Source organism: Shouchella tritolerans, from assembly GCF_025770735.1.
Classification (GTDB): Bacteria; Bacillota; Bacilli; order Bacillales; family Bacillaceae_D; genus Shouchella; species Shouchella tritolerans.
On the sequence record NZ_JAODPB010000003.1, the window covers coordinates 52,119 to 75,718 of the forward strand.

Below are 23,600 nucleotides of genomic sequence, written 5' to 3' on the forward strand. Positions count from 1 at the left end.
TGAGGCTGTTAAAATGGATGACCAATACATTCTTGTTATAGACCAGAGCACATCTGGCACAAAAGCGCTTATTGTTGATCAACAAGGCAATGTTGTAGCAAAAAAGACAGGAAGCCACAAGCAAATATATCCTCAATCGGGGTGGGTGGAACATGACCCTATTGAGATATATGAATGTGTAAAGGATGCAATTAACGCAATCGCTCAATCAAATCAAACGATAATAGAAAAATTAAAAGCTCTTACAATAACAAACCAACGTGAGACTGTTATTGTGTGGGACAAGCAAACGGGCGAGCCGGTTTATAACGCAATCGTATGGCAATGTCGGAGAACTACTTCTATGTGTACATTTCTGAAACAGGAAGGGTATGAAGAAAAGGTTCATTTGAAGACTGGTCTAACGATTGATCCTTACTTCTCTGCCACTAAAGTAAAGTGGATTTTAGATAATATTACAGGTGCAAGAGAGAGGGCAGAAAATGGCGACCTTTTATTAGGAACCATTGATAGCTGGTTGTTATGGAAGCTGACAAATGGGAGCGTTCACGCTACAGACGTAACAAATGCGAGTAGGACATTACTATTTAATATTAACTCCTTAAATTGGGATGATGAATTACTTGATATTTTTACTATACCAAGATCGATGTTGCCTGAAGTGAGATTTTCCGATGAAGTATATGGGTTCATAGAAGATAGAGAATTATTCATACCAAAGATTCCTGTATCCGGTATTATCGGTGATTCGCAAGCAGCTCTGTTTGCACAACGATGTTTTCATAAAGGTATGGCAAAAGCTACTTTTGGAACAGGAACATCCGTAATGGTGTTTACAGAAGAACATGTAGATGCGAAAGACGGTTTAGTTACTTCGATAGCTTGGGGTCTTAATGGAGAGGTTACGTATGCTTTGGAAGGAATCATCCATACGACAGGTGACATTCTGAAGTGGATGAAAGACGATTTAACTTTATTTGAGGATTTCTCTGAAGCTGAAACATTGGCGGCTATGTTGAAGGATAATGGTGGCGTATATTTAGTGCCTGCATTTGTTGGATTAGGTGCGCCTTATTGGAGTCCAAATACACGGGCTGGTATTACGGGTATGAGCAGAAATACGAACAAATCTCACATTATAAGAGCAGGATTAGAGAGTATCGTGTACCAAGTGAAAGATGTTATTCAACTTATATATAAAGATACGAATGTAGCTGTAAAAGAATTAAAAGTCGATGGCGGCGCGACGACAAATGCGTTCTTAATGCAATTTCTATCTGACGTACTTGGAATTAAAGTGATCGTCTCAAATGTTTCTGAGTTATCGGCTCTAGGTTCTGCATACCTTGGTGGGCTCGGCATACGTTTATGGGATTCTATTGAAGTGATCGACCAACTAAGGAATGAACAACATATTTTTGAGCCGAAAATGAGTCCCACAAAAAGAGAAAAGTTCTATTCAGAATGGAAAAAAGCAATTCACGCACTTTTAACCTAAATGGTACTGTTAACTCCGACGTCAAAGGGGGTGAGCGGCGATTTAAGCTTGTAAGTGTAATAGTCATTACATGAGCTACATCGTAGAAAAATTTCAATTTTTGTGGATTCGAGGAAGAGCGACAGGCTTTTGTCTTACGCGTGTAGAGGGATTAATAAATACTGGATTGGAGGTCTGAGATATGAATAATGAAAAGCTAGCAAGGCAAATTATACAAGAGGTAGGCGGTAAAGACAATATTAACAGCGTGATACACTGTGTGACGCGCTTAAGGTTTAAGCTTAAAGATCAATCTCTTGCGAAAACAGAAGTAATAAAAGAATTGCCTGGAGTAATGACAGTTGTTATAAGTGGCGGACAATACCAGGTTGTAATCGGTGAACAAGTTTCCAATGTTTATGCCGAAGTAACCAAATTAATCGGGGAAAAAACTGCTGAAGACACAGATGATACAGTTGAAGAAGGGGGGGTATTTAGCAAGTTTGTATCAATGATGTCTGGAATATTTATGCCTGTAATGGGAGTATTAGCAGCTGCCGGTATTTTAAAAGGATTTTTAGTTGCTTTAACAGTACTTGGTTGGATATCAGAGGAAATGGGCGTTTACAAGATTTTATTTGCTGCTTCAGATGCATTCTTTTATTTCATGCCAATTTTACTCGGATTCTCAGCCGGTAAAACATTTAAAACGAATCAATATATAACAGCTACTATTGGGGCTGCTCTTGTTTATCCTACGATGTTGGAAATGTATAATGCTGGTGAAGCGTTAACTTTTCTTCAAATTCCTGTTGTCTTAATGAATTATACACAATCAGTTATACCGATTATACTGGCTGCGTTCATTACAGCTAAATTTGAGAAATTGCTTCTTCGAGCAATTCCAAAGGCACTGCAATTAATTTTTGTTCCTTTAATCATATTAGTAATCACCGTTCCTTTATCATTTATTGTAATAGGGCCGATTTCTGTATATGCTAGTGAATTGTTAGCTAAAGGGGCTATGGCTTTGTATTCATTAAGCCCTGCTATTACAGGCTTAGTTCTTGCTGGAATCTGGCAAATAGCGGTTATATTTGGACTGCATTGGGCTTTTATTCCGATTTTCATAAACAATATAGCAACATTAGGCTTCGATCCTATTAATGCTTTATTGTATTGTACCGTTTTTGCTCAAACTGGAGCGGCTATGGCTGTTGCATTAAAAACAAAAGAAGCCAAAATGAAAACGCTATCAACAACGGCTACATTATCCGGTTTTTTAGGTATTACAGAACCTGCAATTTATGGGGTTAACTTACCACTTAAGCGGCCATTTATAATGGCGTGTATTGGCGGCGGTGCAGGTGGCGCAATTGCAGGATTCTTTAGCGGGAAGATGTATGGAGGATTTGCTTCAGGTGGTGTTTTCGGTATCCCGATGTTTATTGATCCGCAAGGAATTAACTCAGAATTTTATGGATTTGTCATTTCACTGATTGCCGCTTTGACCATTGCATTTATCTTGACTTACCTATTTGGGTATAACCAAAAGATGCAATTAAAACATAAGCATACACAATGAAGACAACAACTTAATTCGTTTTTGATGGTATCCTATCTTTAAGGAACGATATTTGAGGGAGAATAGTTCATGACACTATTTTCTCTTCACTATGAATTGGGAGGGGAATGACTTGATAAAATTAAGAGTTTCGGAAAATAAACGACATTTAGAAACGGAAAAAGGGGACAAATTCTTTTTCTTCGCTGACACAGTGTGGAGTGCATTTACCAATACCACTTTGGAGGAGTGGGAAAATTACCTTGATTATAGAAAGATCCAAGGCTTTAATGTTCTGCAAATCAATATCCTCCAACAATGGGATGCCAGTGAATCAAATTTGAATTTAAAACCGTTTGAATACAAGGATGACGGCTCCTTTAACTTTCACAAGAAAAATGATGCTTACTTTGAACGTGCTGAAAAGATGGTTGCAATGGCAGTAGAAAAAGGGTTCGTACCAGCACTCGTACTACTGTGGTGTAACTATGTTCCAGATACATGGGGATCTGAGATTAGTGATGTAAATAATATGCCTCTGGAATTAGTTGAGGATTATATAAAGTATGTTGACGGTAGATTTTCAAAATACAATCCTATTTATTTGGTAAGTGGAGATACTGATTTTCCAACAGATCGGGCCGTGGAATATTACTCGTTAGCTTTAAACACAATTAAGCGATTAAGCCCTCATTGTCTAACGACTTTGCATATCAGAGGGAGATTGCAGGAAATACCCGATGCGTTTTTATATAGTGACAAATTAGACTTTTATATGTTTCAATCGGGGCACAACGCCAAATTCCAAAATATGACTTACAAACTTGCCGATGAGTTTAGCAACAAACCGGTCAGAAGACCTACCCTTAATTCAGAGCCTTGTTATGAACAAATGGGTTATAGCAGGAATTTATATGGACGATTTAATCAGTTTGATGTTAGAAAGGCTGCATGGCAAAGTTTATTATCTGGCGCTAGTGCAGGTATTACATATGGAGCTCACGGAATATGGAGTTGGCATAAGAAGGGGAAAAGCTTCGGACTAACTGGCGAAGCTTTTGACAGACCTTATGATTGGAAAGATGCATTAAAGTTTGAAGGTGCCTGGGATTATGCGTTCGCCAAGAAGATATTTAAATTATATGATCTTTATGACTTGCAACCACTGGATATCGTATTAAAAAATACAGAGGAAATTAGAGTTGCGAGTAACAGTGATTCGACTAAAATTGCCATTTATGTTCCGGTTAACACAGTTCTAAAGCTAGACAAGCTTCTTGAAGATTATGAATTCACGATTATAGATTTAGAACAAAGACGTTTTGGAGAAGTCGATGTTTCATATGAAGAGAATAGAACCATTATTGATATGCATATGTTCGGCTCGGATGTTTTAATAATTGGCGAAAAAAGATTCGATTAATGATTTAGGGAGGGAAGAAATGTTAGCGAAGATTTTCAAACATAAAAAGAGATTTGAAAAGGAGGAGATTTTTTCTCCGCTTACTGGTGAATTGGTACCGCTAGAACGGGTTCCCGACCCTGTCTTCTCACAAAAAATGATGGGGGATGGTGTCGCTGTCATACCGGAGGAAGGTGTGCTCGTATCTCCTGTTGAGGGAGAAGTCGTTCAAGTTTTTCATACAAAGCATGCGATTGGCATTAAATCTCTTTCCGGCCTAGAAATACTGCTGCATGTTGGATTGGAGACAGTAGAACTCAATGGTGAGGGATTTACTGTTTTCATTAAAGAAGGGCAAACTGTTAAAGTGGGAGATCCTTTATTAAATTTCGATATTGCATTTTTAAGAAATGAGAATAAGGAGATTATTACACCGATCATCATTACAAATTATTCGGATAAAGTAGACGAGATTGAACGTGTAGATCAACAAGCGGTATCAAGGGGAGAAAAACTATTTGTATGCAACTTTAAATAGTGTGGGGGTAATGAAAATGAATCAATCTAAAATTAAATTCCCCAAAAACTTTTTATGGGGAGGAGCAACTGCAGCTAACCAGATGGAGGGCGGCTATCTTGAAGGGGGAAAAGGTTTAAATATCGCTGATGTTCTTCCTGGAGGTAAAGAGAGACTAAAAGTATTAAAAGAACCGGGTTTCAATTTTGAAATTGATAAAGAAAAGTATTCTTATCCAAATCATGAAGGAATAGACTTCTATCATCGCTACAAAGAGGATATCGCCTTATTTGCCGAAATGGGCTTCAAAGTCTATCGTATGTCAATTGCCTGGTCGCGCATCTTTCCTAATGGGAATGAATTAGAACCCAATGAAGAGGGACTTGCGTTTTATGACCGTGTATTTGATGAATTGTACAAGTACGGAATTGAGCCGGTCGTAACCATTTCTCACTATGAAATGCCATTGAATCTTGTAAAAGAGTATGGCGGTTGGAGAAGCCGTGAAGTCATTACATATTTTGAGCGTTATGTAAACGCCATTTTCAATCGTTATAAAGGCAAAGTGAAATACTGGATGACGTTTAATGAGATTAATAGTGCCTTACACTTCCCAATCATGAGCATGGGTTTCTCAATTGAAAAGGGAGAAGACGAATATCAACCGATTTTCCAAGCTTTTCATCACCAATTTGTGGCAAGCAGTCTTGCCGTTAAGGCATGCCATGAAATCATTCCTGAAGCTAAAATTGGGTCTATGATTATCGCCGCTCCTGTCTATTCATACGATTGTAATCCTGAGAATGTCTTGTACGCTATGGAGGAAGAACGGATCTTTAATTATTTCTGTGGAGATGTACAAGTGCGAGGGGAATATCCTTCATTTATGAAGCGTTTTTTTAAAAAACACCACATATCTTTAGATATCCACGATGGTGATTTGAGATTAATCAAAGAACATCGTGTTGATTATATCGGGCTAAGCTATTATATGTCTTTAACAGAGAAGAAAGATAAAACGGGACTTGATTCCACTCCCGGTAATCTGTTAGAAGGGGTGAAAAATCGATTTTTAAAAGCAAGTGACTGGGGATGGGAAATAGATCCGATTGGTTTACGCATCGTGTTGAACAAACTTTATGACCGTTATCGAGTGCCGCTTTTCGTCGTTGAAAACGGCTTAGGCGCTTACGACAAAGTTGAAGAAGATGGTTCCATAAACGATGATTATCGAATTGATTATTTGCGTAGTCATGTTGAAGCAATGCGCGAGGCTATTGATGATGGTGTTGATTTAATGGGCTATACAAGTTGGGGGTGTATTGATTTAGTGAGTGCCTCTACAGGGGAATTCTCTAAACGTTATGGATTCATATATGTTGATAAACACGATGATGGCAGGGGTACGATGAAGCGATTGAAGAAAAAATCATTCTATTGGTATAAAAATGTTATTGAAAGTAATGGCGAGGTTTTATAAAGTTTATTCGCAGGTAGATAGTGTGAATTGATAAACCCTATCAAAGAAGTTGAAAGAGCTAACGATATGACGTACCAAACGTTTTGTACCCCTTTGGATTTAATGATCTGAAGGGGTATTTTCATGGAACAAGGCAGAGTACCGATAGATGGGGAAGTGCCCTTTACATGGTTGGTGGGATGACTTACATATCGTCACATTGGTTTAGTTCTAATCATATATCGGCGCTTTGATCATTCTTTTATTATGTTCGTTGCAGCCCATTTACTGGTCCTAGGGCAGAGACGACAATAAAACCGAAATTATCACTTGTACTACAAGATGGACAACTGGCTTCCATCATCCGCGGGATTGAGGCATTGGAGAAAAAACAGGGTAAAAGAATTTATGGATTCATCGAGATAATAAAACAAATGGTATGTGATCTTTATATTATTCTGCCATCTTTATTAGTCAATATCTTACAAGAGTGCTTTATCCAAATGTGTTACACTCAGTATCAGAAATCAAAAGGAGGTTGTTCGGTGGGACGAGAAGAAAGAACAGTACGTTTTGATCATGATTTACAAATAGAAGCATATCGTTTTGAAGGAATCATGCAAAAGTTTCCGAACCACTTCCATGAATATTATGTAATTGGCTATATAGAGAGTGGACAAAGACGGTTATCTTGTAAAAATAAAGATTATTTAATAGGTACAGGTGATGTTATCTTTTTTAACCCTCTGGACAATCATGCCTGTGAATCAGTTGACAACCAAACATTAGATTATCGCTGTTTGAATATCAAGCCTGAAATTATGCGAAAAGTCACAAAAGAGATTACAGGGCAAGATTATCTTCCTTCCTTTTCTTCTCCTGTTGCTTATCGTAGTGGACAAGCTCAATTATTGCATCATCTTCACCAGATGATTATGGATGAAGTTATAGATTTGGAGAAAGAAGAAACGTTTTATTTCTTTATTCAACAGCTTATTGAAGAATATACCGAAGCGAACACAGATACTGAACCGATAGCGATTAAACAAGAAATTGAACATGTCTGTCACTACCTAGAAGCACATTATGCAGAACAAATTACTTTAGACAATTTAGCAAAGATAGCGAACATGAACAAATATTCTTTGTTACGCTCATTTACGCGAATTCGGGGGATTACTCCTTATCGTTACTTGCAAACCGTTCGTATTAGTGAAGCTAAGAAACGATTGGAACAGGGTAAAAAACCACTTGATGCAGCCATCGAGACAGGTTTTGTAGATCAAAGTCACTTTAGCAATTTCTTTATGGAGTTTATTGGATTAACACCCGGACAATACAGAGATATTTTTATCGAGAATCGTAAATGACCGCTTGATGAACTTCCGTATGTAATATCTTTTTCATTAAGGATTTAATTCTAAATTAAATGTGGATGTGATCATCTTATGATTAATGAGGAAATTCGCTTTTCCAAAGCTCTAAAATCGATTGCTAGAAACCATGAACTCAAAGCGTATATTCAAAATTCCAAAGAGCTTTTCCCGATTTTAATGAAAGGTGCGAACCGTTTTGTAGCTGGGAAAACACGCAGGGAAGGGATAGAACGTGTTATTAAACTATATAACAAAGGATACCAAGTTTCATTAGAATTTATTGGCGAAAATACGACTTCCGAAGAAGAATGTATACTTGCCAAAAATGAATTCATAGAACTAATAAAAGATCTCGGAAATAAGCAAATGAAGGCTACCGTGTCATTTGATCTTTCCCATATTGGAATGATGATTTCCGACTCAGTCGCATTTACGAATTTAGAAGAATTAGCAAAAGAAGCACAAAAACATAATGTTCAACTAATGATAAGTATGGAAGAATCGCAAAAAACAGATACCATTTTATCACTATACAAAAGGATAGCAAAGTCATTCTCAAATGTCGGAATAACATTACAAGTTCATTTGGAACGTTCATTGATTGACCTAAACGATCTATTGAAGACTCCAGGTAGAATCCGTTTAGTAAAGGGCGCCTATCAAGAGCCTGAAGGCATCTATATTCCAAGATCGGAAGAATTAAATAAACGGTATATAGAATTTGTATCTATGTGTGTAGAGCGGAATCATCTATTATCTATTGCTACACATGATGAAAATCTATTGACGGAATTAAAAGCGAAAGGGCTTCTTTACAGGCCAAATGTTGAAGTAGAGATGTTGGATGGAGTTCGACCTGACTTATTAAGATCTTTAAAAGAGGATAATATTCAGGCGAAAGTTTATGTAACATATGGTAGCGAGTGGTATTTATATGTCGTTCATCGTATTGCCGAATACCCTCCAAATATTTATACGTTCCTTTCAGATATAATTGGACAACATACTGTAGGGGAATAGGGCATGAAACGAATAGAAAACAACCATTTCAAAATTCTTGATATAATTAAGCGATGACTCATGTGAAAAGGTGAGATTTATGAGTAGCCATTGGGTATATAAGCTTATTGTTCATTCGAAACTCAAGGATAAATTATTGCTTACTTACGGCACAAATGGATTCTCCTTGCCTTCTTACGAACCTGAATTGGCTCATGTGGCAGTAGTAGGGCATATAAATGAATTTTTAAAAGAGCATTTTCAACTGAAAACGAATGTACTAAGATGCTATCGCCAACTCGAGAATATACGAATTTATGAAGTGGAAATTCTGGAAGAAGGAAACGCCCAATCCGCTAATCATGTATGGCTAAGTTTATCACAATCTAGTGATTTGAAAAAATTGAATAGTGATGACCAAACGATACTGAAGACTTGGATGGCTACTCAAAGGTCAGCTGAGATTCCATGGTTTCATGAAGGATGGAGAGACCAAATGGAGAGATGGGCAGCTAATGTTTTGTCAAATAGTTCCTTAGCGTTTGCACAAATAAGAAGCTGGGAAAGGTCGGCTTTGTTTCGAATCGTTTCAGATACACAGAACTACTATTTTAAAGCAGTACCAGACGTATTTGACCATGAACCTTTATTGAGCGATTACTTATTTCAACATTACCCTTTGTACGTACCTGAAATTGTACAAATCGAACCGAACAAAAACTGGTATTTAATGCGAGAAATACAAGGTTCTTTACTTGGCAAGACCGAAAAAATCGCTTACTGGAGACAAGCTATTGAACAGTTAGCAGTTATGCAAAAGCAATCTACTTTTCATATTGACGAATTAAGAAAACGAAGTTGTCCAGTTAGGCCTGTAGCAAAGGTAATTAAATCGTATGTAAAGCCCTCATTAGATGGTTTATATGGGAGCCATCAGATTTCAAGGGAGACCTATCAAAAGTTGAACTCGAGTATTCCAACCATTATAAACATATGCGACAAGGTGGAAAAATCGAATATCCCACTCGCCTTAGAGCATGGTGACTTTTTTGGTGGCAATATCATTGTTCAAAAAGGCCAACTAGTTATTTATGACTGGTCTGATTGTACGTTATCACACCCGTTTCTGAGTATAATGGTCATCTTAAAAGAAGTGGAACAGCTTTTTTCAGTGGAAGTTGCTCAGGTGCTGTTAAATGACTATTTGGAAAAATGGAGCGTCTTTGATTCTAAGTCCCATCTAATTGAGGAATATAATCGGATGAAGGCCATTGCCCCTGTTTATTATCTGACTGTTTATCAAACGTTTATCTTTCCTGCTTTTAATGACAATTGGGATAAACAACAAATAATAGAGGGTTATATCATGGAGTGGTTGACTATGCCATTTTATAAGAGTAGACACAATAATAGGTGGTAGTCTTTAGTTAGAAGCCGAACTCAAAAAAGTGCTTTGTTGACTGCCATCGCCATCCAAAAGATGCCCACTGCATAAGCCTCTGCAGGATTTAAAGCCTGCGGAGGCTTTCTTTCCGTGATCAAGAAGGACATTAAAAAAACTAGTGAGCGTGGCTGAGAAATCATTGCATACGTTGCCAAGAGGAGGAGCAAGAATTGGAATGTGAATGTTGAAGAAAATATATTAAGATTGTTAGGTTGAATGAATTAATTAAAAGAGGGAGTACGGTTATGTCAACATTTAACCTAACTTCACTACCTTATTGCTGGGCATTTTATTAATTGGTTGTAGTTCAGATGACAATAAAGAACAACCGTCTAAAGAAAATGATCCTGTAGCAGGAGATAATAATGAAAAAGAAGATAAAAACACTGGTACAGACAATGAGGAGAATGAAGAAAAAACAGTCTATCCAATGCTTCAATTAAAAACTTGATTTTCGAGGAGGAATTAGGATGCAATCTACAGGCATTGTACGAAAAGTGGATGAGTTGGGACGAGTAGTGATTCCGAGTGAGCTACGTCGTATCCTAGAAATTGATATTAAAACCCCAGTAGAAATATTTGTCGAGGGGGAACAGATTATCTTAAAGAAGTATAGGCCAGCGAGTCAATGCATTGTAACTGGAGAGATTAACGATAAAAACTTTTCATTGGCCAATGGGAAGATTACGTTAAGTCCTAAGGGCGCGGAAGAGTTGCTGGAGAAACTGGAAGCATATATGCAAAAGGAAGGGGCTGTATAAGCCTCTTTTTTGTCTATGTTTATTCATTTCACGTATCATAAAAAACCGCGTTTTTACTATTAATGCACTATAAACTTTTTATCCTATAGTACGGTCAAGGTAGAAAAAAATAGGAAGGATGGTTTATATGACTACTCAATCTAAATATGATAAAAAATTCAACCCGCCACCTCGCTGATGAAAGAATGAATTTCACACAGCGGATGCATGGCGACGGAGCGGGTCTATCACGTGGATTGGAGCATTAGGGGACGGCTTGTTGTTTCTTTGATGCAAAGTGAAGTTCGTGACTTTCTCAATTTAAACATTGAAACTATACACTCGTGTCATTTATAATTAAATTATAAAAATGACATTAGTGTATAATTTTTTGTTTACGCTTAAAGGGAAGGTGACATCAATATGGCCCCGAAAGTCGCTGACGAATATAGGAAGGAAAAGAAAAGAACGTTATTAAAAGCGGCAAAGAAAGTCTTTATAAAAAACGGCTACATTCACACTACGATGCAGGATATTATGGATGAAGCCAATGTTTCCAGAGGAACGCTTTATAATTATTTTGATAATATTGATCATATTTTTATGGAAGTTCTTAAAGTAGATGATCAGGACACTATCGATCTATTTTTAGATGAGGGGCCGTTATGGCCAGCCTTTAAACGCTGGATAACAGAGCTGCAAACGCAAATTGAAGAAGTGGATCAATCGCTATTGTTGGCAAGAGCTGAATTTTTCATTTCATCAAAGTTTGTTAAAAATAAAGGGGATTTCCCTTATATTTCTGAACGCTATGAGCGAACAGCAAGTGTTATTGAAAAAGTCATTCATAAAGGGGAGGAACGAGGGGAATTTGAACCTAGGCTGTCTCCGGCACTCATCTCGCGGTACCTTATTTCGTGCATAAATGGTTTAATGCTGGATAGTTTTCAATTGGGGAATGAAAAAACAAAAGTAAAGGAACAGCTATCCGTATTGCTTTTTTCACTTGAACAAATGATAAACCCGCTAGAAAAGGAGTAAATCGTCATGTTATTCGAGTCTGCAAAGGTTAAGTTGAGAAAAGTTACGATAGACGATGCAGAGCTTTACCACACGTGGAGAAATGATATGGAAGTGATGCGAAATACAAGCCCTTCTTTAGATATTTATACGATTGAAGCAACGAGAGGCTTTGTTGAACAAGTGATTCTTGGTTCCAATACGGCTAAAAGTTATATGATTATTGAGAAGGAAAATGAAAAACCGATTGGCATTACAACATTAATCAATATTGATGATAAGAACAGAAATGCTGAATGTATTATCGACATTGGAGAAAAAGACTTTTGGGGCAAAGGTTACGGGAGAGAAGCATTGACATTGCTATTAAACTATTCATTTTTAGAAATGAATCTGCACCGGGTTTATCTTAGAGTGTTTTCATTCAATAAAAAGGCGATTCGTTTATATGAGAAACTAGGATTCAGGCATGAGGGAACCAGTCGAGAGGCTCTGTTCAGAGAAGGTGTATGGCATGATATTGTGCAAATGGGCCTGTTGCAGGGAGAATACTTTAAAGAGCAAAAAAAGTCTTTAGACCAATCAGGCTATCGATAAAATCGTGTTGAAATAAAAATGAGAACTCCCCTTTGGTTGAGGTAAACGAAGGGGAGTTTTTTATGACACTCTATTGCAAGAATATATTATTGAGCAGAAGTAGTTATTGTGGATTATTGACACCAATTAGTACCTAGTACTAATATTGAATTATAAAACCAGGTGTAAAAAATAGTGAAGGAGGACAAACAAATGAGTTCAAAAGCTAGAATTACAGCTATTGGTACCTATGCGCCCGAGAAAAAATTAACAAATTTTGAGCTAGAGCAAATGGTCGAAACAACGAATGAGTGGATTATTCAAAGAACGGGAATTCATGAACGGAGGATAACGCGTCCTGATGAATTTACTAGTGATTTATGTGTATTTGCTGTTAAAGAATTAATGCACAGATACAATAAAAAAGTTGAAGATGTCGATATGATCATTGTAGCCACAAGCACTCCAGACTTTCCATTTCCATCTGTTTCAAGTATCATACAGGACCGTTTAAATATTGCCCAGGCAGGTGCCATCGATTTAAGCGCAGCATGTGCAGGGTTTGTTTATGCATTGCATACAGCACACAGTTTAATTTCATCTGGCCTCCACAAAAAGGTACTCGTTATTGGAGCAGATACAATCTCAAAAATTACAGATTATACTGATAGAAGTACATGCATTTTATTTGGCGATGGTGCAGGTGCGGTATTAGTTGAAGGAGATGAACAATCAAATAGTTTCATTGGATTTCATCTCGGAAGTGATGGGAGTGGAGCACAGCATGTATATCGTTCTGGATTATCCACAAAGGTCAATGGCATTGAGTTACTTGATACTCAATATCTTGTACAAAACGGCAGGGAAGTTTTCCGATGGGTGGTAAGGAATATTCCTGATCGTGTAAAACAAATTTTGAAAACAACAAAAACGAGTTTAGAACAAGTTGATTGGTTTATACCCCATAGTGCTAACTTACGTCTAATCGAGCCGATTTGTGAGAAATTAAAATTCCCAATGGAAAAAACCCTTTATAGCTTAGTCAACTTTGGGAATACTTCTGCTGCTACCATTCCTTTAGCTCTTGACCTTGGAATCCGTGAAGGAAAAGTTAAAAATGGAGATAAAGTACTTATGTACGGTTTCGGATCAGGTTTGGTTCATGCGGGACAGCTTTTAGAATTAAATTTTGATGAACAAATGAATATTCCTTCACCATTGTGATGACTATGGAAATTTCATTAATTAGACATGGGAAATCGATGCACCTAGAAAGTAATCGAATAAATTATAAAGATTTTCAAAAATGGGTTGAAAAGTATGATAGCAGTGGAGTTTTTGAAGAGAATGCTTACCCATCAGTAACACTTGAAAAAATAGGGACAGCAAATGTTTTGATTACAAGTGATTTGAAAAGGGCAATTGAATCAGCAAGTTTTTTAAATCAAAATAAAAATGTAGGTGTCATTTCTGATTCATTATTTCGGGAAATAGAATTGCCTACGTCTCCAACAGAATTGGGGTTAAAACTGAGTCCAAATAGTTGGACGATTATGTTGAGATGTCTCTGGCTGTGTGGTTATTCAAAACGATGTGAACCTTTGACAAGTGCAAAGCGAAGGGCTAAATTAGCATCTGAACAATTAGTAAAGTATGCAGAGCAGTATAAATCAGTTGTTTTAGTTGGGCACGGGTTTTTCAATAGGTTGATTGCCGAAGAACTAAAGAAAAAGAATTGGGAAGGAAAAAGAAAATCAAGTGTTAAACACTGGGGGTGTACAACATATTCGTTATTGAATTAACGCGAGTATTGCAACCATTATAAATACGAATAAAAAAGAAGCACAGAAACTGGCAAAAAGCTTTCGGGAGGCTGGCGGTGCTGTAAAAGCAGCTAGTGTGATTCTGAGAAAAATTGGCTAGGAAGCTAATGTGAATATCAGAATGCATTGATTAAATAAACAAAAGTACTGGGTCTATATGAGGCGAAATCATTATAGCTGTACACGTTCGTAAAGTGTTTGGTCAAAAGACCGAACGCTTTATTTATTTTATGAAGGGCAAGACACGCGATTTATCGATTTCCAGTGTATCGATCCTGTCCTAATACGTTGTAGGTTTGCTGGGAACGGCAATTAAACAGGGTCCCTTACACCATCTGTAAGTATTTTTCTAATTTTAGACTGGTTATAATGTGTATAGCTTCATCGATCGATGATCATTCCGGAAAATGAGAATCAAAGAGGGAGAGTTATACATGGGCAGCCAAGGAAAATTATTAGAGGTGCAAGACTTACAAAAACACTACGGAAAGAAAAACAATAGAACGAAAGCTTTAAACGGTGTTCGGTTTGATATTCTTCCTGGAGAATTTTTAGGAATCATGGGACCGAGCGGCTCTGGCAAAACGACATTGTTAAACTGCATTGCGACGATGATCAAACCGACGTCAGGGCGGGTCCTGTTAAATGGGCAAAACATTAGCGCGTTTGACAGCAAGGATTTGGCAGAGTATCGCGGCAGTCGGATTGGCTATTTGTTTCAGGACTTTGAACTGCTGGATAATTTAACGGGGCAAGAAAACATATTGTTGCCATTGTCCATTCATGGGGTCGATTTTGCCAAAGCACAAGCGAAAATAAACGAGCTAGCAGGCTTTTTAGAAATAACCGACATCCTTAACAAATTTCCCGCTCAGATGTCTGGGGGGCAAAAGCAAAGAGTCGCCGCTGCCCGTTGTTTGATTTCTGATCCTGATATCGTCCTTGCCGATGAACCGACAGGGGCATTGGACACACGCTCGGCAAAAACGTTAATGAACAAGCTGGAAGGGATTAATCGGAGTAGTGGAAGAACGATTTTAATGGTTAGCCATGACCCGAACGCAGCAAGCTTCTGCTCAAGAATCCTATTTATTCAAGATGGTGTCATTTTTCATGAACTGCGTCGAAAACAGGATGAGTCACAAGAACGATTTTATGAACGAATTTTACAGGTATTAGCTCAGCTTGGGGGAGGAAGCGCCAATGTTCTCTAGGCTGGTTTTTCGTAATGCCAAACGAAGCCGTAAGGAAAATGCGATTTATTTTGCTACTCTTGTAACAGCAGTCGCTTCGTTTTATATCATTCTTTCACTTGGCAAACAAGATGTTATCTTATTTTTAAGGGAGTTTGAGAGTGATGCGATTGATAAGCTGCTAGCTGAAATGCAGATTGTCTATCTGTTTGCGTTATTTTTATTGTTTTTCTTGGTTTTATTTGCTAATCGGTACCAATTAAATCGAAGAAGTAAAGAGTTTGGGCTTTACCTTATGTTAGGAATGCGCAAGGAGCGTCTAATTGTCCAGCTTTTGGCTGAGGGGCTGATGACTTCGATTTTGGCCCTCGCTGGAGGTCTTTTAGTAGGGGGCTTTTTAGCAGAAATCATTAGTTTGACCGTTTCTAAGTTAGTTGGACAGGGGATCATCGGCCATCAATTTAGTTTGTCAGTAGAGGCGATTATTTTTACGATTATTGGCTTTTTATTGATCCAGTTTATTGCATTGGTCATGCTTGGTGTAAAATTGTTTCAACAGGAGGTCCATCAATTACTGTATGAGCAAATGGACAAGAAAACGGATATGGGGCATGTGAAAGGCAATGCACTCCATGTAGGACTAGGTTCTGTCTTACTAGGTGTTGCCTATTGGATTGTTTTATATCGGTTTGCGGACTTTGGCGGACTGCTTCTGTTTGTGGCACTGGGTCTTGGAAGTTTAGGAACGATCCTTTTTATAAGGGGGTTTGGAAAGCTACTAGGCATTTGGGCAAGTTTGTCCAAGCGTAAATCGCTGAAAGGGCTGCACACCTTTACATTAAGGCAGTTTCAAGAGAACGTCGCCAACCGCTCAACTGCTGTTGCGGTCACATCGATTTTGCTCACGTTGTCGATTATTTTAATTGCCAATGGTGCTTCAACGATTTTGAGTTTAGACAGTTTGTATAATCGAGATTCCTCGGTATATGATTTTACGGTTAACGGAGAGAGCCAAAAAGTGGAGCCATTTTTGGCTTCCGAAAAAATGCGCCCTTATGTGGAAGACTCAACTTTGTTGGAAATGGGAAAGATGAACCATCAGGGAGAGCGGGTGGAAGATGGGATGCCACTGTCATTGGTTGATTGGTCTAAATTAAAAGAGCAACTCATCCTAGCTTTGCCCAGCGACTATAAGGAGCAACTTTTATCTGGAGAAATGCAAAGTTACGATATTAGTTCAGAGAACCCCGAAGCCCTTAATTTGCTAGGGGTGTTAGAAATGGATACAACGACACCTTATCTAATTCCTGAATCGTCATATAATGGACTTTTAACAGCGATAGGAGAACAACCCCTGAACCTTGATTCAGATGAAATCGCCTTGTACTTTAACCCGGATTTTGTCCCTATGGAAAATCTTGATCGCATGCCTGTACTTGATTCGATTCTTGATAAGGCGGCAAAAGAGGGGCAACGTTTGCTGAGTATTGATAATCAAGACATGTTCATACGCCCATCGATTCCTATGAGAGGATTGGTAGCGGACCGTTCCGTGGAGATCTTTTCAGCCTTTATTGTGACTGACCGGATGTTTGAACAATTAGTCAATAAGGAAACGTATGTGTCCTATTGGAATTTCCGAATCCCGCAAAAGTTGCAGGAGCAGCAAGGTTTAATGAAACCACTAATGGAGGCTAGGGACATATTAACAACTTCAGGCTTCGCGTTTGAAAGTTACTTGCAAAACTTCGGGCGCCGGCTCTTCTATGTCGTTGCTGGGAGTTATACTGTCTTGTATATGGGATTCTTGTTTTTAATTATTGCTTGCACGGTATTGGCTTTACAATTTTTGACGCAAATGAAGCAGACTGGAGGGCGCTATGTCACTCTATCCATGTTAGGCGCCAAACGTGATCAAATGAAAAAATCGATGCATACACAGGTGTTGTGGGCCTTTTTGTTACCGATGTCTCTCGCATGCGTAAGTGCAGCTGTTGGGATAAGGGCAATGATTTCATTTGTGGTAATTCGCTTTGAGGACGATCCGCTCCTGTATCCTATCGCGATTGCCTTTGCCTGTATCGTGATCGCCATTGTAGCGATTTATGGAGTCGCTGTTGCCCGTTCGGCTGACCATGAGATTGATAAATTACGGTGGAAGCCAAACATCGATTAACGAGTATCTGTACAGAGGAGGTGCTAAAGTGGCGAGGATTGCAATCGTTGAAGATGATGTATGGATGAGAGAAGAGTTAATGGATATTTTGAAAAAAGAAGGGTTTGATGTCGTAGCGGTTACAGATTTCCGTGACATTGCGCCTCAAATCGCCACTTTGGCACCTGACTTAGTCTTGTTAGACATCAATTTACCAGAGCAATCTGGATTTGATATATGCAAAAGCCTAAAATTGAAAGGGATTGGCCCGATATTGATTTTGACGTCGCGAGACAAGTTACAAGATGAGTTACATGGCTTTCATTTAGGTGCCGATGATTATCTGACGAAACCATGCAATCGCGATCGCTTATTGGCCCGCATTCAAAACTTGTTAAGACGATTTGCGAGACAACCAGGCTTGGTCGATGGCGGCAATTTTTCGCTTGATCCCAATACCTATACGTTGTATAAGGGGGCCGAGTCGCTCGTCTTATCGGCGAATGAAGGGAAAATTTTATTGGCGTTAGTACAGAGTCGCCCTGAGATTGTGTCAAAAAAAGCACTGAGTGAGCTCTTATGGGGAACCGACCAATTTATAGACGAAAATGCCATTCAAGTCAATCTCACGCGTTTGCGAAAGACGCTACGGCAATTAAACTTGGAAGGCCAAATTGAAACGGTAAGGGGCCAAGGGTATCGACTTAAGGAGTATAAATCATGAAACGGGTCAAACACATCTATGATTGTTTTCATGCGTATAAGCAATGGTTTTTTATGCTAATGCTAACCAATCTTTTATTTATTTTTTTCGCTTGGTTAGCTTACCCTGAAACGTTTAACATTTTAGTAAGCTTAATGATTGTTTTTACGTTAGCGATGATATCGGTATCTGTATTCCTGATTATGAGAAAGGAAAAAAGAATCGAAGCTGCCTTTGAAGATTTTTTGTTAGAACCGAATGAGGCGAACGAAGAAATGTTATGCCGTGTATCTCCGAAAACACATTGGCCATTTATCCGCAGAATCGGAAGCGTTCTAAGGTCCTATCAAGAGGAACGAAATGAACAAGTGCTTGAGCTCGCCGATTATGAAAACTATATTGAAGGTTGGGTGCATGAAATGAAAAAACCTCTGTCATTGATGACATTGGTTTTAGATAACCGCAGTGACGAAATGTCTCCCCTTGTTCGACAGCGCCTGCTTCATGTCAGAGATCAAATGCGTGGAGACGTAGAGCGAATTTTGTATTATGCCAGACTTGGAGCTGCCCATAAAGATTATCTGTTTGAGTCGATCCACGTCCTAGCGTTTTGTAAACAGACGATTGAAGACTACCAAACATTACTCGATGAATCTGGTTTTCAAATTCAGTTCGTAGGCAAAGAGACGGAAATTCTCTCCGACCGCAAAGGATTAGCGTTTATTATAGAACAAGTTATCGCCAATAGTACAAAACACATTGCAGAGCATCAGGATGACCCAATAATCACATTTGAAACCGCATATGACGAAAACAGTGATCAAACGGTTTTGCATATTCGTGATAATGGACCTGGTGTATCGAGAGAAGATTTACCGTTTATTTTTGACAAAGGTTTTACTGGAGGGCGAGGGGCTTATACAAGGCAAGCAACAGGAATGGGGCTTTTCTTAGTGAGCAAGATGGCTTATGATTTAGCGATTCAGTTGGAGGCCACATCAGAGCCTGGTTCCGGGTTGACCCTGTCGCTAGGATTTCCGAAGGTGAAGCAGTAAGTGTAGCGGTTCCAAAGAATGTCACGTAAGGTAGGTTCATGAATAAAAAGTCAAAGCGATTTAGAAAAATTCTATAAGTATGTTCTTAAGCTTTCTCCTTTTGAAAGCTTTTTTATACTCTTCGCGAAGAGTAGTTGTTCTGTCACGTATCATTGAATACACGATACTCCTCCCCTGTTCCCCTGTCCTAGCTCTGATATAATAGCTGTATATGATGACAGCAAACATTAAAGCATACTAAACCTCCACCGTAATGAGAAAGCCAAGGAAGTGATATCCTATGAACCGGATAGTAGTGATTGATGATGAAAAAGAGATTGCCGACTTAATCGAGATCTATTTACATAATGAAAATTTTCAAGTGTCTAAGTGCTATTCTTCACAGGAGGCACGGATGCTTATTAAACATGAACGTTTTGACTTAGCCATTATCGATGTGATGCTGCCAGACGGAAACGGGTTTGACTTGTGCAAACTCATTCGACAAAGATATACCTATCCCATCATTATGCTAACGTCAAAAACAGAAGGAATCGACCGGGTTACGGGGCTATCATTAGGGGCAGATGATTACGTTACGAAACCTTTTTTGCCAGTTGAATTAGTCGCGCGTGTCAAAGCTCAATTAAGACGCGTCCAGCATTATGACAGAAAAGATAGCAACACATCAGAGACTCTTACGGTTACAGGCCTCTATTTAAATAAAACCGCTCATGAATGCTATTTGAATGGTGAAGCCATTCGATTGACGCCAAAAGAATTCTCCATCCTATGGCTTTTATGCGAAAACAGGGGGAAAGTTTTTAGTGCAGACGAACTGTTTAGACGAGTATGGGGCGAGAAATATTTCAAAAACAGCAGAAATACGGTCATGGTTCAAATTAGACATATACGGGAAAAACTACGCGATACGGGAGAGGACCCTAAATATATAAAAACGATCTGGGGGGTAGGGTATATCATTGAATGAAACATTTTCAAAAAAATATAAACAAACATTATTGCTTCGACATTTCGTATCGGCGGTTGCTGGATTCGTTGTTTTTCTTCTTTGCTATTTCATCGTAGAGATCGCTTTTGCAGACTATTTTTATATCATCCTTGAATGGGCGCTCGGCTATGACTTCGCTTATTTCATTCATTCTTATGAACCGGCAGTTATCTTATTTGTTTTGGCAACTTCACAATTTTTGATATGGATCGCCGTTGAATCGCATTCCTCACGAAAAATGATGAAAATAATCGACAGTCTCGACGACGTTTTAGACTATTCAACAGAGGAGATTGTCTTACCAGCAGAGTTTTCTGATTTGCAAAACCGGCTCAATCTTTTAAAAGCGCAAAACAGAGAGCAGCAGCATTTTATTGAACTAGAAGCTCAAAAAAAGTCTGATACCCTTACGTATCTTGCCCACGATATAAGAACACCACTTGCTTCTGTAATTGGCTATTTAAGTCTTGTATGTGAAGCGCCGGATATGCCGCCGGAACAACGAAACAAGTTCATCAGAACGGCATTTGAAAAAGCATTGAAATTTGAAAAATTGATTGATGAATTCTTTGATATCACACGTTACAGTTTATCGGACAAAGCATTTGTTAAAAAGCAAGTCGATTTAAGTTTTTTGATTGAGCAAATAGCTAATGAATTTTACCCATTGCTGCGAAAAAAAGGACTACACTTCCATTTAGACATTCCTGATCATTTAGTGGTTTTAGCTGATGCTGAAAAAGTCGCAAGGGTTTTTAACAATGTCATAAAAAATGCCGTTGCCTATAGCTATCCTCAAAGCGTGATCGAGGTTACTGCAGAAAAGTCAAGTGAACGGATAACGGTGATGATTAAAAATCATGGGGAAACGATACCTCCTAATCATCTAGAACGTATATTTGATAAGTTTTATCGTACCAACCCTTCAGGAGATTCTGATTTAAGTGGCGCAGGGCTTGGATTAGCGATTGCAAAGGAGATTATGAGACTGCATAATGGAACGATCACCGCAGAAAGTATGAATGAAATGACGATTTTTACACTTGCTTTGCCTCTCGATAAAAGCAATTAGAAAAGATAAGAAAAAAATAAGATTTGCGTAAGAAATAAACAATAAACGGTTTGCTTTTATTTAGTAGCATCTAAATAAAGTAAACCGTTTTTAATTTGACAGTTAGTGAATGGAGGAACGATGGATTGACGGTTCATAAACATAGCACAAAAGAAATAGTATTGCTTTATTGTCTTTATGGCCTTTTTGCTCTTTATCTTGTTTTTTTGTTTCGTATTACCCTGTTTAAACAGGTGAGCTTATACAATTTTTTTGCTGCAATAGGTGCAAGTGAACGAACGATAAATGTCATTCCTTTTGCATCTATTTTGGATATGGTAAAAACGGATCTCTCAACCATGCGAATAATGGAAAATGTTCTTGGGAATATCGGGATATTTATTCCCTTAGGACTACTGCTACCCGTTATTATAAAAAGAGAGGGTAGGAATATTCTTTTCAGTGGCATTCTTTTAAGTGCATTTATCGAAATGAGTCAGCTTCTCTTTGGTTTGGGAAGCACGGATATTGATGATTTGATTTTAAATACGTGTGGAACGATTATCGGTTATTGGTTTTTTAAGATTATCAAGAAAAAGGCAGCATCAAGCTTTTCTCTGCTCGCTTCGATGGTAGCCTTGACCATGGTTTCAGGAACGATTGTTTTAAGCATTTTATTCGTTACTCATACCGATTTATTCACACTCTTTCCGAAAAACGTAGTTGTAGAAAACGAAGAACTTGTTCAGGAGTTTATCGAAACACCTAATTATCTTAGCGGAAAGCTAGTTGAGGTAAAAGATTCCACACTGATAGTGGAATTAACTGTGCAAAGTGCAACAGAACAGAAGAAACGGCTCGACTTTCATTTAACAGCTGATAGCCGCATATATGTCTGCTATCATAAAATAGACTACTTTTTCAATTCAATCTCTGGAGAACATCAACGTTATGAACAAATCACGTATTCTGATTTTATTTCACAGAAAGGTGAGTCATACAGCAAAAACAAAAACGATGTGATGATATGGGGTACAGATGGAGAAGAGGTTGACTACTTAGTCGTTGTTGAATGGGTTGAATAATAAATACTCTGAATAAAGACCAACTCTGAAAACATCGTTAGGTGGTGAGGCAGGAGGGGGCATTACCCGCAAAGGCACCTCCCTTAAATGAACCTATTTGGCTATGGGGCCTTTGAACAAAACTACGATTAAATCAGTACCTTTCTGCCAATTTTTTTAGGTTTGAATGGCTTGGTGGAACTCCCCACTCGGTAAGTTCCGTCTCTGTTGCTACATTAGTCCAATTGTTGGTGTCATCCTCATCGTCGTCGTTACGGTTAGTCTTGTTAAATGGATTTGCTTTGTTGTTTTATTTTACAGGTTCGATTTACTTTATGAAAGCAAAGTAAGTCATCAGGACCAGGATTGCCCACAATGGTTAGTAGAAATAAGGCCCCCCTTTTCTCTCGATAAAATCGATTGAAAAGGGGTTTTTATCTCTCTGTTATACAACCGTCGGTTATCAGGGAGGTAGAAGCAATAAAGGTTGCATGGCGGATCATGTCTGTATATAATGGGTATATAGTATATATACAATATATGAAAGTTTGGGGAATATCAGTAAAACATTATCCTTATAAGAGCGTATTTTGTAAAAAACAAAGAAGAGGGATTGGCATGCAAATCATTATTTCCAACAGTTCGAAGGAGCCAATTTATGAACAAATTACGAATCAAATTAAATCGGCTATTTTATCAGGTGAGCTGTCAGAGGGAACGGCAATCCCCTCTATGCGTAAACTTGCAAAGGACTTACAAATTAGTGTAATAACGACAAAGCGTGCCTATGAGGAGTTAGAAAAGGCCGGTTTTATTTATTCTATTGTCGGAAAAGGCTCTTTTGTTGCGGAGCAAAATTTGGAGGTTATGAGGGAGAAGAAGTTAAGGGTCATTGAGGAGCAGCTGAGTACGGTTATTGCAAATAGCAGAGAAATCGGGCTGTCTCTTGAAGACCTCCAGGAATTATTGAAGATTTTATATGAGGAGTAAA

General features: G+C 38.4%; 21 protein-coding genes. All 21 read left to right on the forward strand.

Features of this window, described 5'->3' with window-relative positions; genetic code table 11:
- The first annotated feature begins 13 nt into the window (after positions 1–13).
- On the forward strand, positions 14–1,498 hold the full coding sequence (glpK, locus tag N6H06_RS10750; protein WP_263706455.1) for a glycerol kinase GlpK: 1,485 nt from the start codon (positions 14–16) through the stop codon (positions 1,496–1,498).
- Between the two features lie 181 nt (positions 1,499–1,679).
- Positions 1,680–3,062: a PTS transporter subunit EIIC gene (locus N6H06_RS10755; RefSeq protein ID WP_263706457.1), complete on the forward strand. Its 1,383-nt coding sequence runs from the start codon at positions 1,680–1,682 to the stop codon at positions 3,060–3,062.
- A gap of 112 nt (positions 3,063–3,174) precedes the next feature.
- Positions 3,175–4,464: an apiosidase-like domain-containing protein gene (locus tag N6H06_RS10760; RefSeq protein ID WP_263706458.1), complete on the forward strand. Its 1,290-nt coding sequence runs from the start codon at positions 3,175–3,177 to the stop codon at positions 4,462–4,464.
- Between the two features lie 19 nt (positions 4,465–4,483).
- Complete coding sequence (locus tag N6H06_RS10765) at positions 4,484–4,981, forward strand: PTS sugar transporter subunit IIA (protein ID WP_263706460.1); 498 nt, start codon at positions 4,484–4,486, stop codon at positions 4,979–4,981.
- Positions 4,982–4,997: 16 nt separating this feature from the next.
- Positions 4,998–6,440, forward strand: coding sequence for a glycoside hydrolase family 1 protein (locus N6H06_RS10770; protein ID WP_263706462.1), 1,443 nt, complete (start codon positions 4,998–5,000; stop codon positions 6,438–6,440).
- A gap of 524 nt (positions 6,441–6,964) precedes the next feature.
- Positions 6,965–7,789: an AraC family transcriptional regulator gene (locus N6H06_RS10775; protein WP_263706463.1), complete on the forward strand. Its 825-nt coding sequence runs from the start codon at positions 6,965–6,967 to the stop codon at positions 7,787–7,789.
- A 78-nt stretch (positions 7,790–7,867) separates the two neighbouring features.
- Positions 7,868–8,815, forward strand: a complete 948-nt coding sequence (locus tag N6H06_RS10780; protein WP_263706465.1) for a proline dehydrogenase family protein — start codon at positions 7,868–7,870, stop codon at positions 8,813–8,815.
- Between the two features lie 79 nt (positions 8,816–8,894).
- Complete coding sequence (locus N6H06_RS10785; protein ID WP_263706467.1) at positions 8,895–10,214, forward strand: aminoglycoside phosphotransferase family protein; 1,320 nt, start codon at positions 8,895–8,897, stop codon at positions 10,212–10,214.
- Positions 10,215–10,708: 494 nt separating this feature from the next.
- A complete protein-coding gene (locus N6H06_RS10790; RefSeq protein WP_062748986.1) occupies positions 10,709–10,999 on the forward strand; it encodes an AbrB/MazE/SpoVT family DNA-binding domain-containing protein in 291 nt (96 codons plus the stop codon).
- Between the two features lie 402 nt (positions 11,000–11,401).
- Positions 11,402–12,019, forward strand: a complete 618-nt coding sequence (locus tag N6H06_RS10795) for a TetR family transcriptional regulator (protein ID WP_263706469.1) — start codon at positions 11,402–11,404, stop codon at positions 12,017–12,019.
- Positions 12,020–12,025: 6 nt separating this feature from the next.
- The gene (locus N6H06_RS10800; RefSeq protein WP_263706472.1) at positions 12,026–12,595 is read left to right on the forward strand and encodes a GNAT family N-acetyltransferase; all 570 of its coding nucleotides are present in this window, start codon (positions 12,026–12,028) and stop codon (positions 12,593–12,595) included.
- A gap of 192 nt (positions 12,596–12,787) precedes the next feature.
- The gene (locus tag N6H06_RS10805) at positions 12,788–13,798 is read left to right on the forward strand and encodes a ketoacyl-ACP synthase III (RefSeq protein ID WP_263706474.1); all 1,011 of its coding nucleotides are present in this window, start codon (positions 12,788–12,790) and stop codon (positions 13,796–13,798) included.
- 5 nt (positions 13,799–13,803) lie between these two features.
- Positions 13,804–14,376: a histidine phosphatase family protein gene (locus N6H06_RS10810; protein WP_263706476.1), complete on the forward strand. Its 573-nt coding sequence runs from the start codon at positions 13,804–13,806 to the stop codon at positions 14,374–14,376.
- A gap of 455 nt (positions 14,377–14,831) precedes the next feature.
- A complete protein-coding gene (locus N6H06_RS10815; protein ID WP_263706479.1) occupies positions 14,832–15,611 on the forward strand; it encodes an ABC transporter ATP-binding protein in 780 nt (259 codons plus the stop codon).
- Positions 15,601–17,766, forward strand: a complete 2,166-nt coding sequence (locus tag N6H06_RS10820; RefSeq protein WP_263706481.1) for an ABC transporter permease — start codon at positions 15,601–15,603, stop codon at positions 17,764–17,766. Before N6H06_RS10815 ends, N6H06_RS10820 begins: the two co-directional genes overlap by 11 nt.
- 28 nt (positions 17,767–17,794) lie before the next feature.
- Positions 17,795–18,469: a response regulator transcription factor gene (locus tag N6H06_RS10825; RefSeq protein ID WP_263706482.1), complete on the forward strand. Its 675-nt coding sequence runs from the start codon at positions 17,795–17,797 to the stop codon at positions 18,467–18,469.
- Positions 18,466–19,503: a sensor histidine kinase gene (locus N6H06_RS10830; protein ID WP_263706484.1), complete on the forward strand. Its 1,038-nt coding sequence runs from the start codon at positions 18,466–18,468 to the stop codon at positions 19,501–19,503. The genes N6H06_RS10825 and N6H06_RS10830 overlap by 4 nt, the downstream gene beginning before the upstream one ends.
- 280 nt (positions 19,504–19,783) lie before the next feature.
- Positions 19,784–20,473 carry a response regulator transcription factor gene (locus tag N6H06_RS10835; protein ID WP_263706486.1) on the forward strand — a complete coding sequence of 230 codons (690 nt, stop codon included), beginning with the start codon at positions 19,784–19,786 and terminating at the stop codon, positions 20,471–20,473.
- Entirely contained in the window at positions 20,466–21,566 is a 1,101-nt protein-coding gene (locus tag N6H06_RS10840; RefSeq protein ID WP_263706487.1) for a sensor histidine kinase, read from the forward strand. The genes N6H06_RS10835 and N6H06_RS10840 overlap by 8 nt, the downstream gene beginning before the upstream one ends.
- A gap of 125 nt (positions 21,567–21,691) precedes the next feature.
- Positions 21,692–22,630, forward strand: coding sequence for a VanZ family protein (locus N6H06_RS10845; RefSeq protein ID WP_263706489.1), 939 nt, complete (start codon positions 21,692–21,694; stop codon positions 22,628–22,630).
- A gap of 597 nt (positions 22,631–23,227) precedes the next feature.
- Positions 23,228–23,599, forward strand: coding sequence for a GntR family transcriptional regulator (locus N6H06_RS10850; RefSeq protein WP_062748954.1), 372 nt, complete (start codon positions 23,228–23,230; stop codon positions 23,597–23,599).
- Position 23,600: the final 1 nt, after the last annotated feature.

What these genes read in the sequence shown, in the direction of transcription:
- N6H06_RS10795 (WP_263706469.1), top strand. Translation starts at nt 11,402, where the DNA reads ATGGCCCCGAAAGTCGCTGACGAATATAGGAAGGAAAAGAAAAGAACG.
- N6H06_RS10780 (WP_263706465.1), top strand. Translation starts at nt 7,868, where the DNA reads ATGATTAATGAGGAAATTCGCTTTTCCAAAGCTCTAAAATCGATTGCT.
- N6H06_RS10830 (WP_263706484.1), top strand. Translation starts at nt 18,466, where the DNA reads ATGAAACGGGTCAAACACATCTATGATTGTTTTCATGCGTATAAGCAA.
- glpK (WP_263706455.1), top strand. Translation starts at nt 14, where the DNA reads ATGGATGACCAATACATTCTTGTTATAGACCAGAGCACATCTGGCACA.
- N6H06_RS10810 (WP_263706476.1), top strand. Translation starts at nt 13,804, where the DNA reads ATGGAAATTTCATTAATTAGACATGGGAAATCGATGCACCTAGAAAGT.
- N6H06_RS10815 (WP_263706479.1), top strand. Translation starts at nt 14,832, where the DNA reads ATGGGCAGCCAAGGAAAATTATTAGAGGTGCAAGACTTACAAAAACAC.
- N6H06_RS10820 (WP_263706481.1), top strand. Translation starts at nt 15,601, where the DNA reads ATGTTCTCTAGGCTGGTTTTTCGTAATGCCAAACGAAGCCGTAAGGAA.
- N6H06_RS10800 (WP_263706472.1), top strand. Translation starts at nt 12,026, where the DNA reads ATGTTATTCGAGTCTGCAAAGGTTAAGTTGAGAAAAGTTACGATAGAC.
- N6H06_RS10835 (WP_263706486.1), top strand. Translation starts at nt 19,784, where the DNA reads ATGAACCGGATAGTAGTGATTGATGATGAAAAAGAGATTGCCGACTTA.
- N6H06_RS10755 (WP_263706457.1), top strand. Translation starts at nt 1,680, where the DNA reads ATGAATAATGAAAAGCTAGCAAGGCAAATTATACAAGAGGTAGGCGGT.
- N6H06_RS10785 (WP_263706467.1), top strand. Translation starts at nt 8,895, where the DNA reads ATGAGTAGCCATTGGGTATATAAGCTTATTGTTCATTCGAAACTCAAG.
- N6H06_RS10770 (WP_263706462.1), top strand. Translation starts at nt 4,998, where the DNA reads ATGAATCAATCTAAAATTAAATTCCCCAAAAACTTTTTATGGGGAGGA.
- N6H06_RS10850 (WP_062748954.1), top strand. Translation starts at nt 23,228, where the DNA reads ATGCAAATCATTATTTCCAACAGTTCGAAGGAGCCAATTTATGAACAA.
- N6H06_RS10765 (WP_263706460.1), top strand. Translation starts at nt 4,484, where the DNA reads ATGTTAGCGAAGATTTTCAAACATAAAAAGAGATTTGAAAAGGAGGAG.
- N6H06_RS10790 (WP_062748986.1), top strand. Translation starts at nt 10,709, where the DNA reads ATGCAATCTACAGGCATTGTACGAAAAGTGGATGAGTTGGGACGAGTA.
- N6H06_RS10805 (WP_263706474.1), top strand. Translation starts at nt 12,788, where the DNA reads ATGAGTTCAAAAGCTAGAATTACAGCTATTGGTACCTATGCGCCCGAG.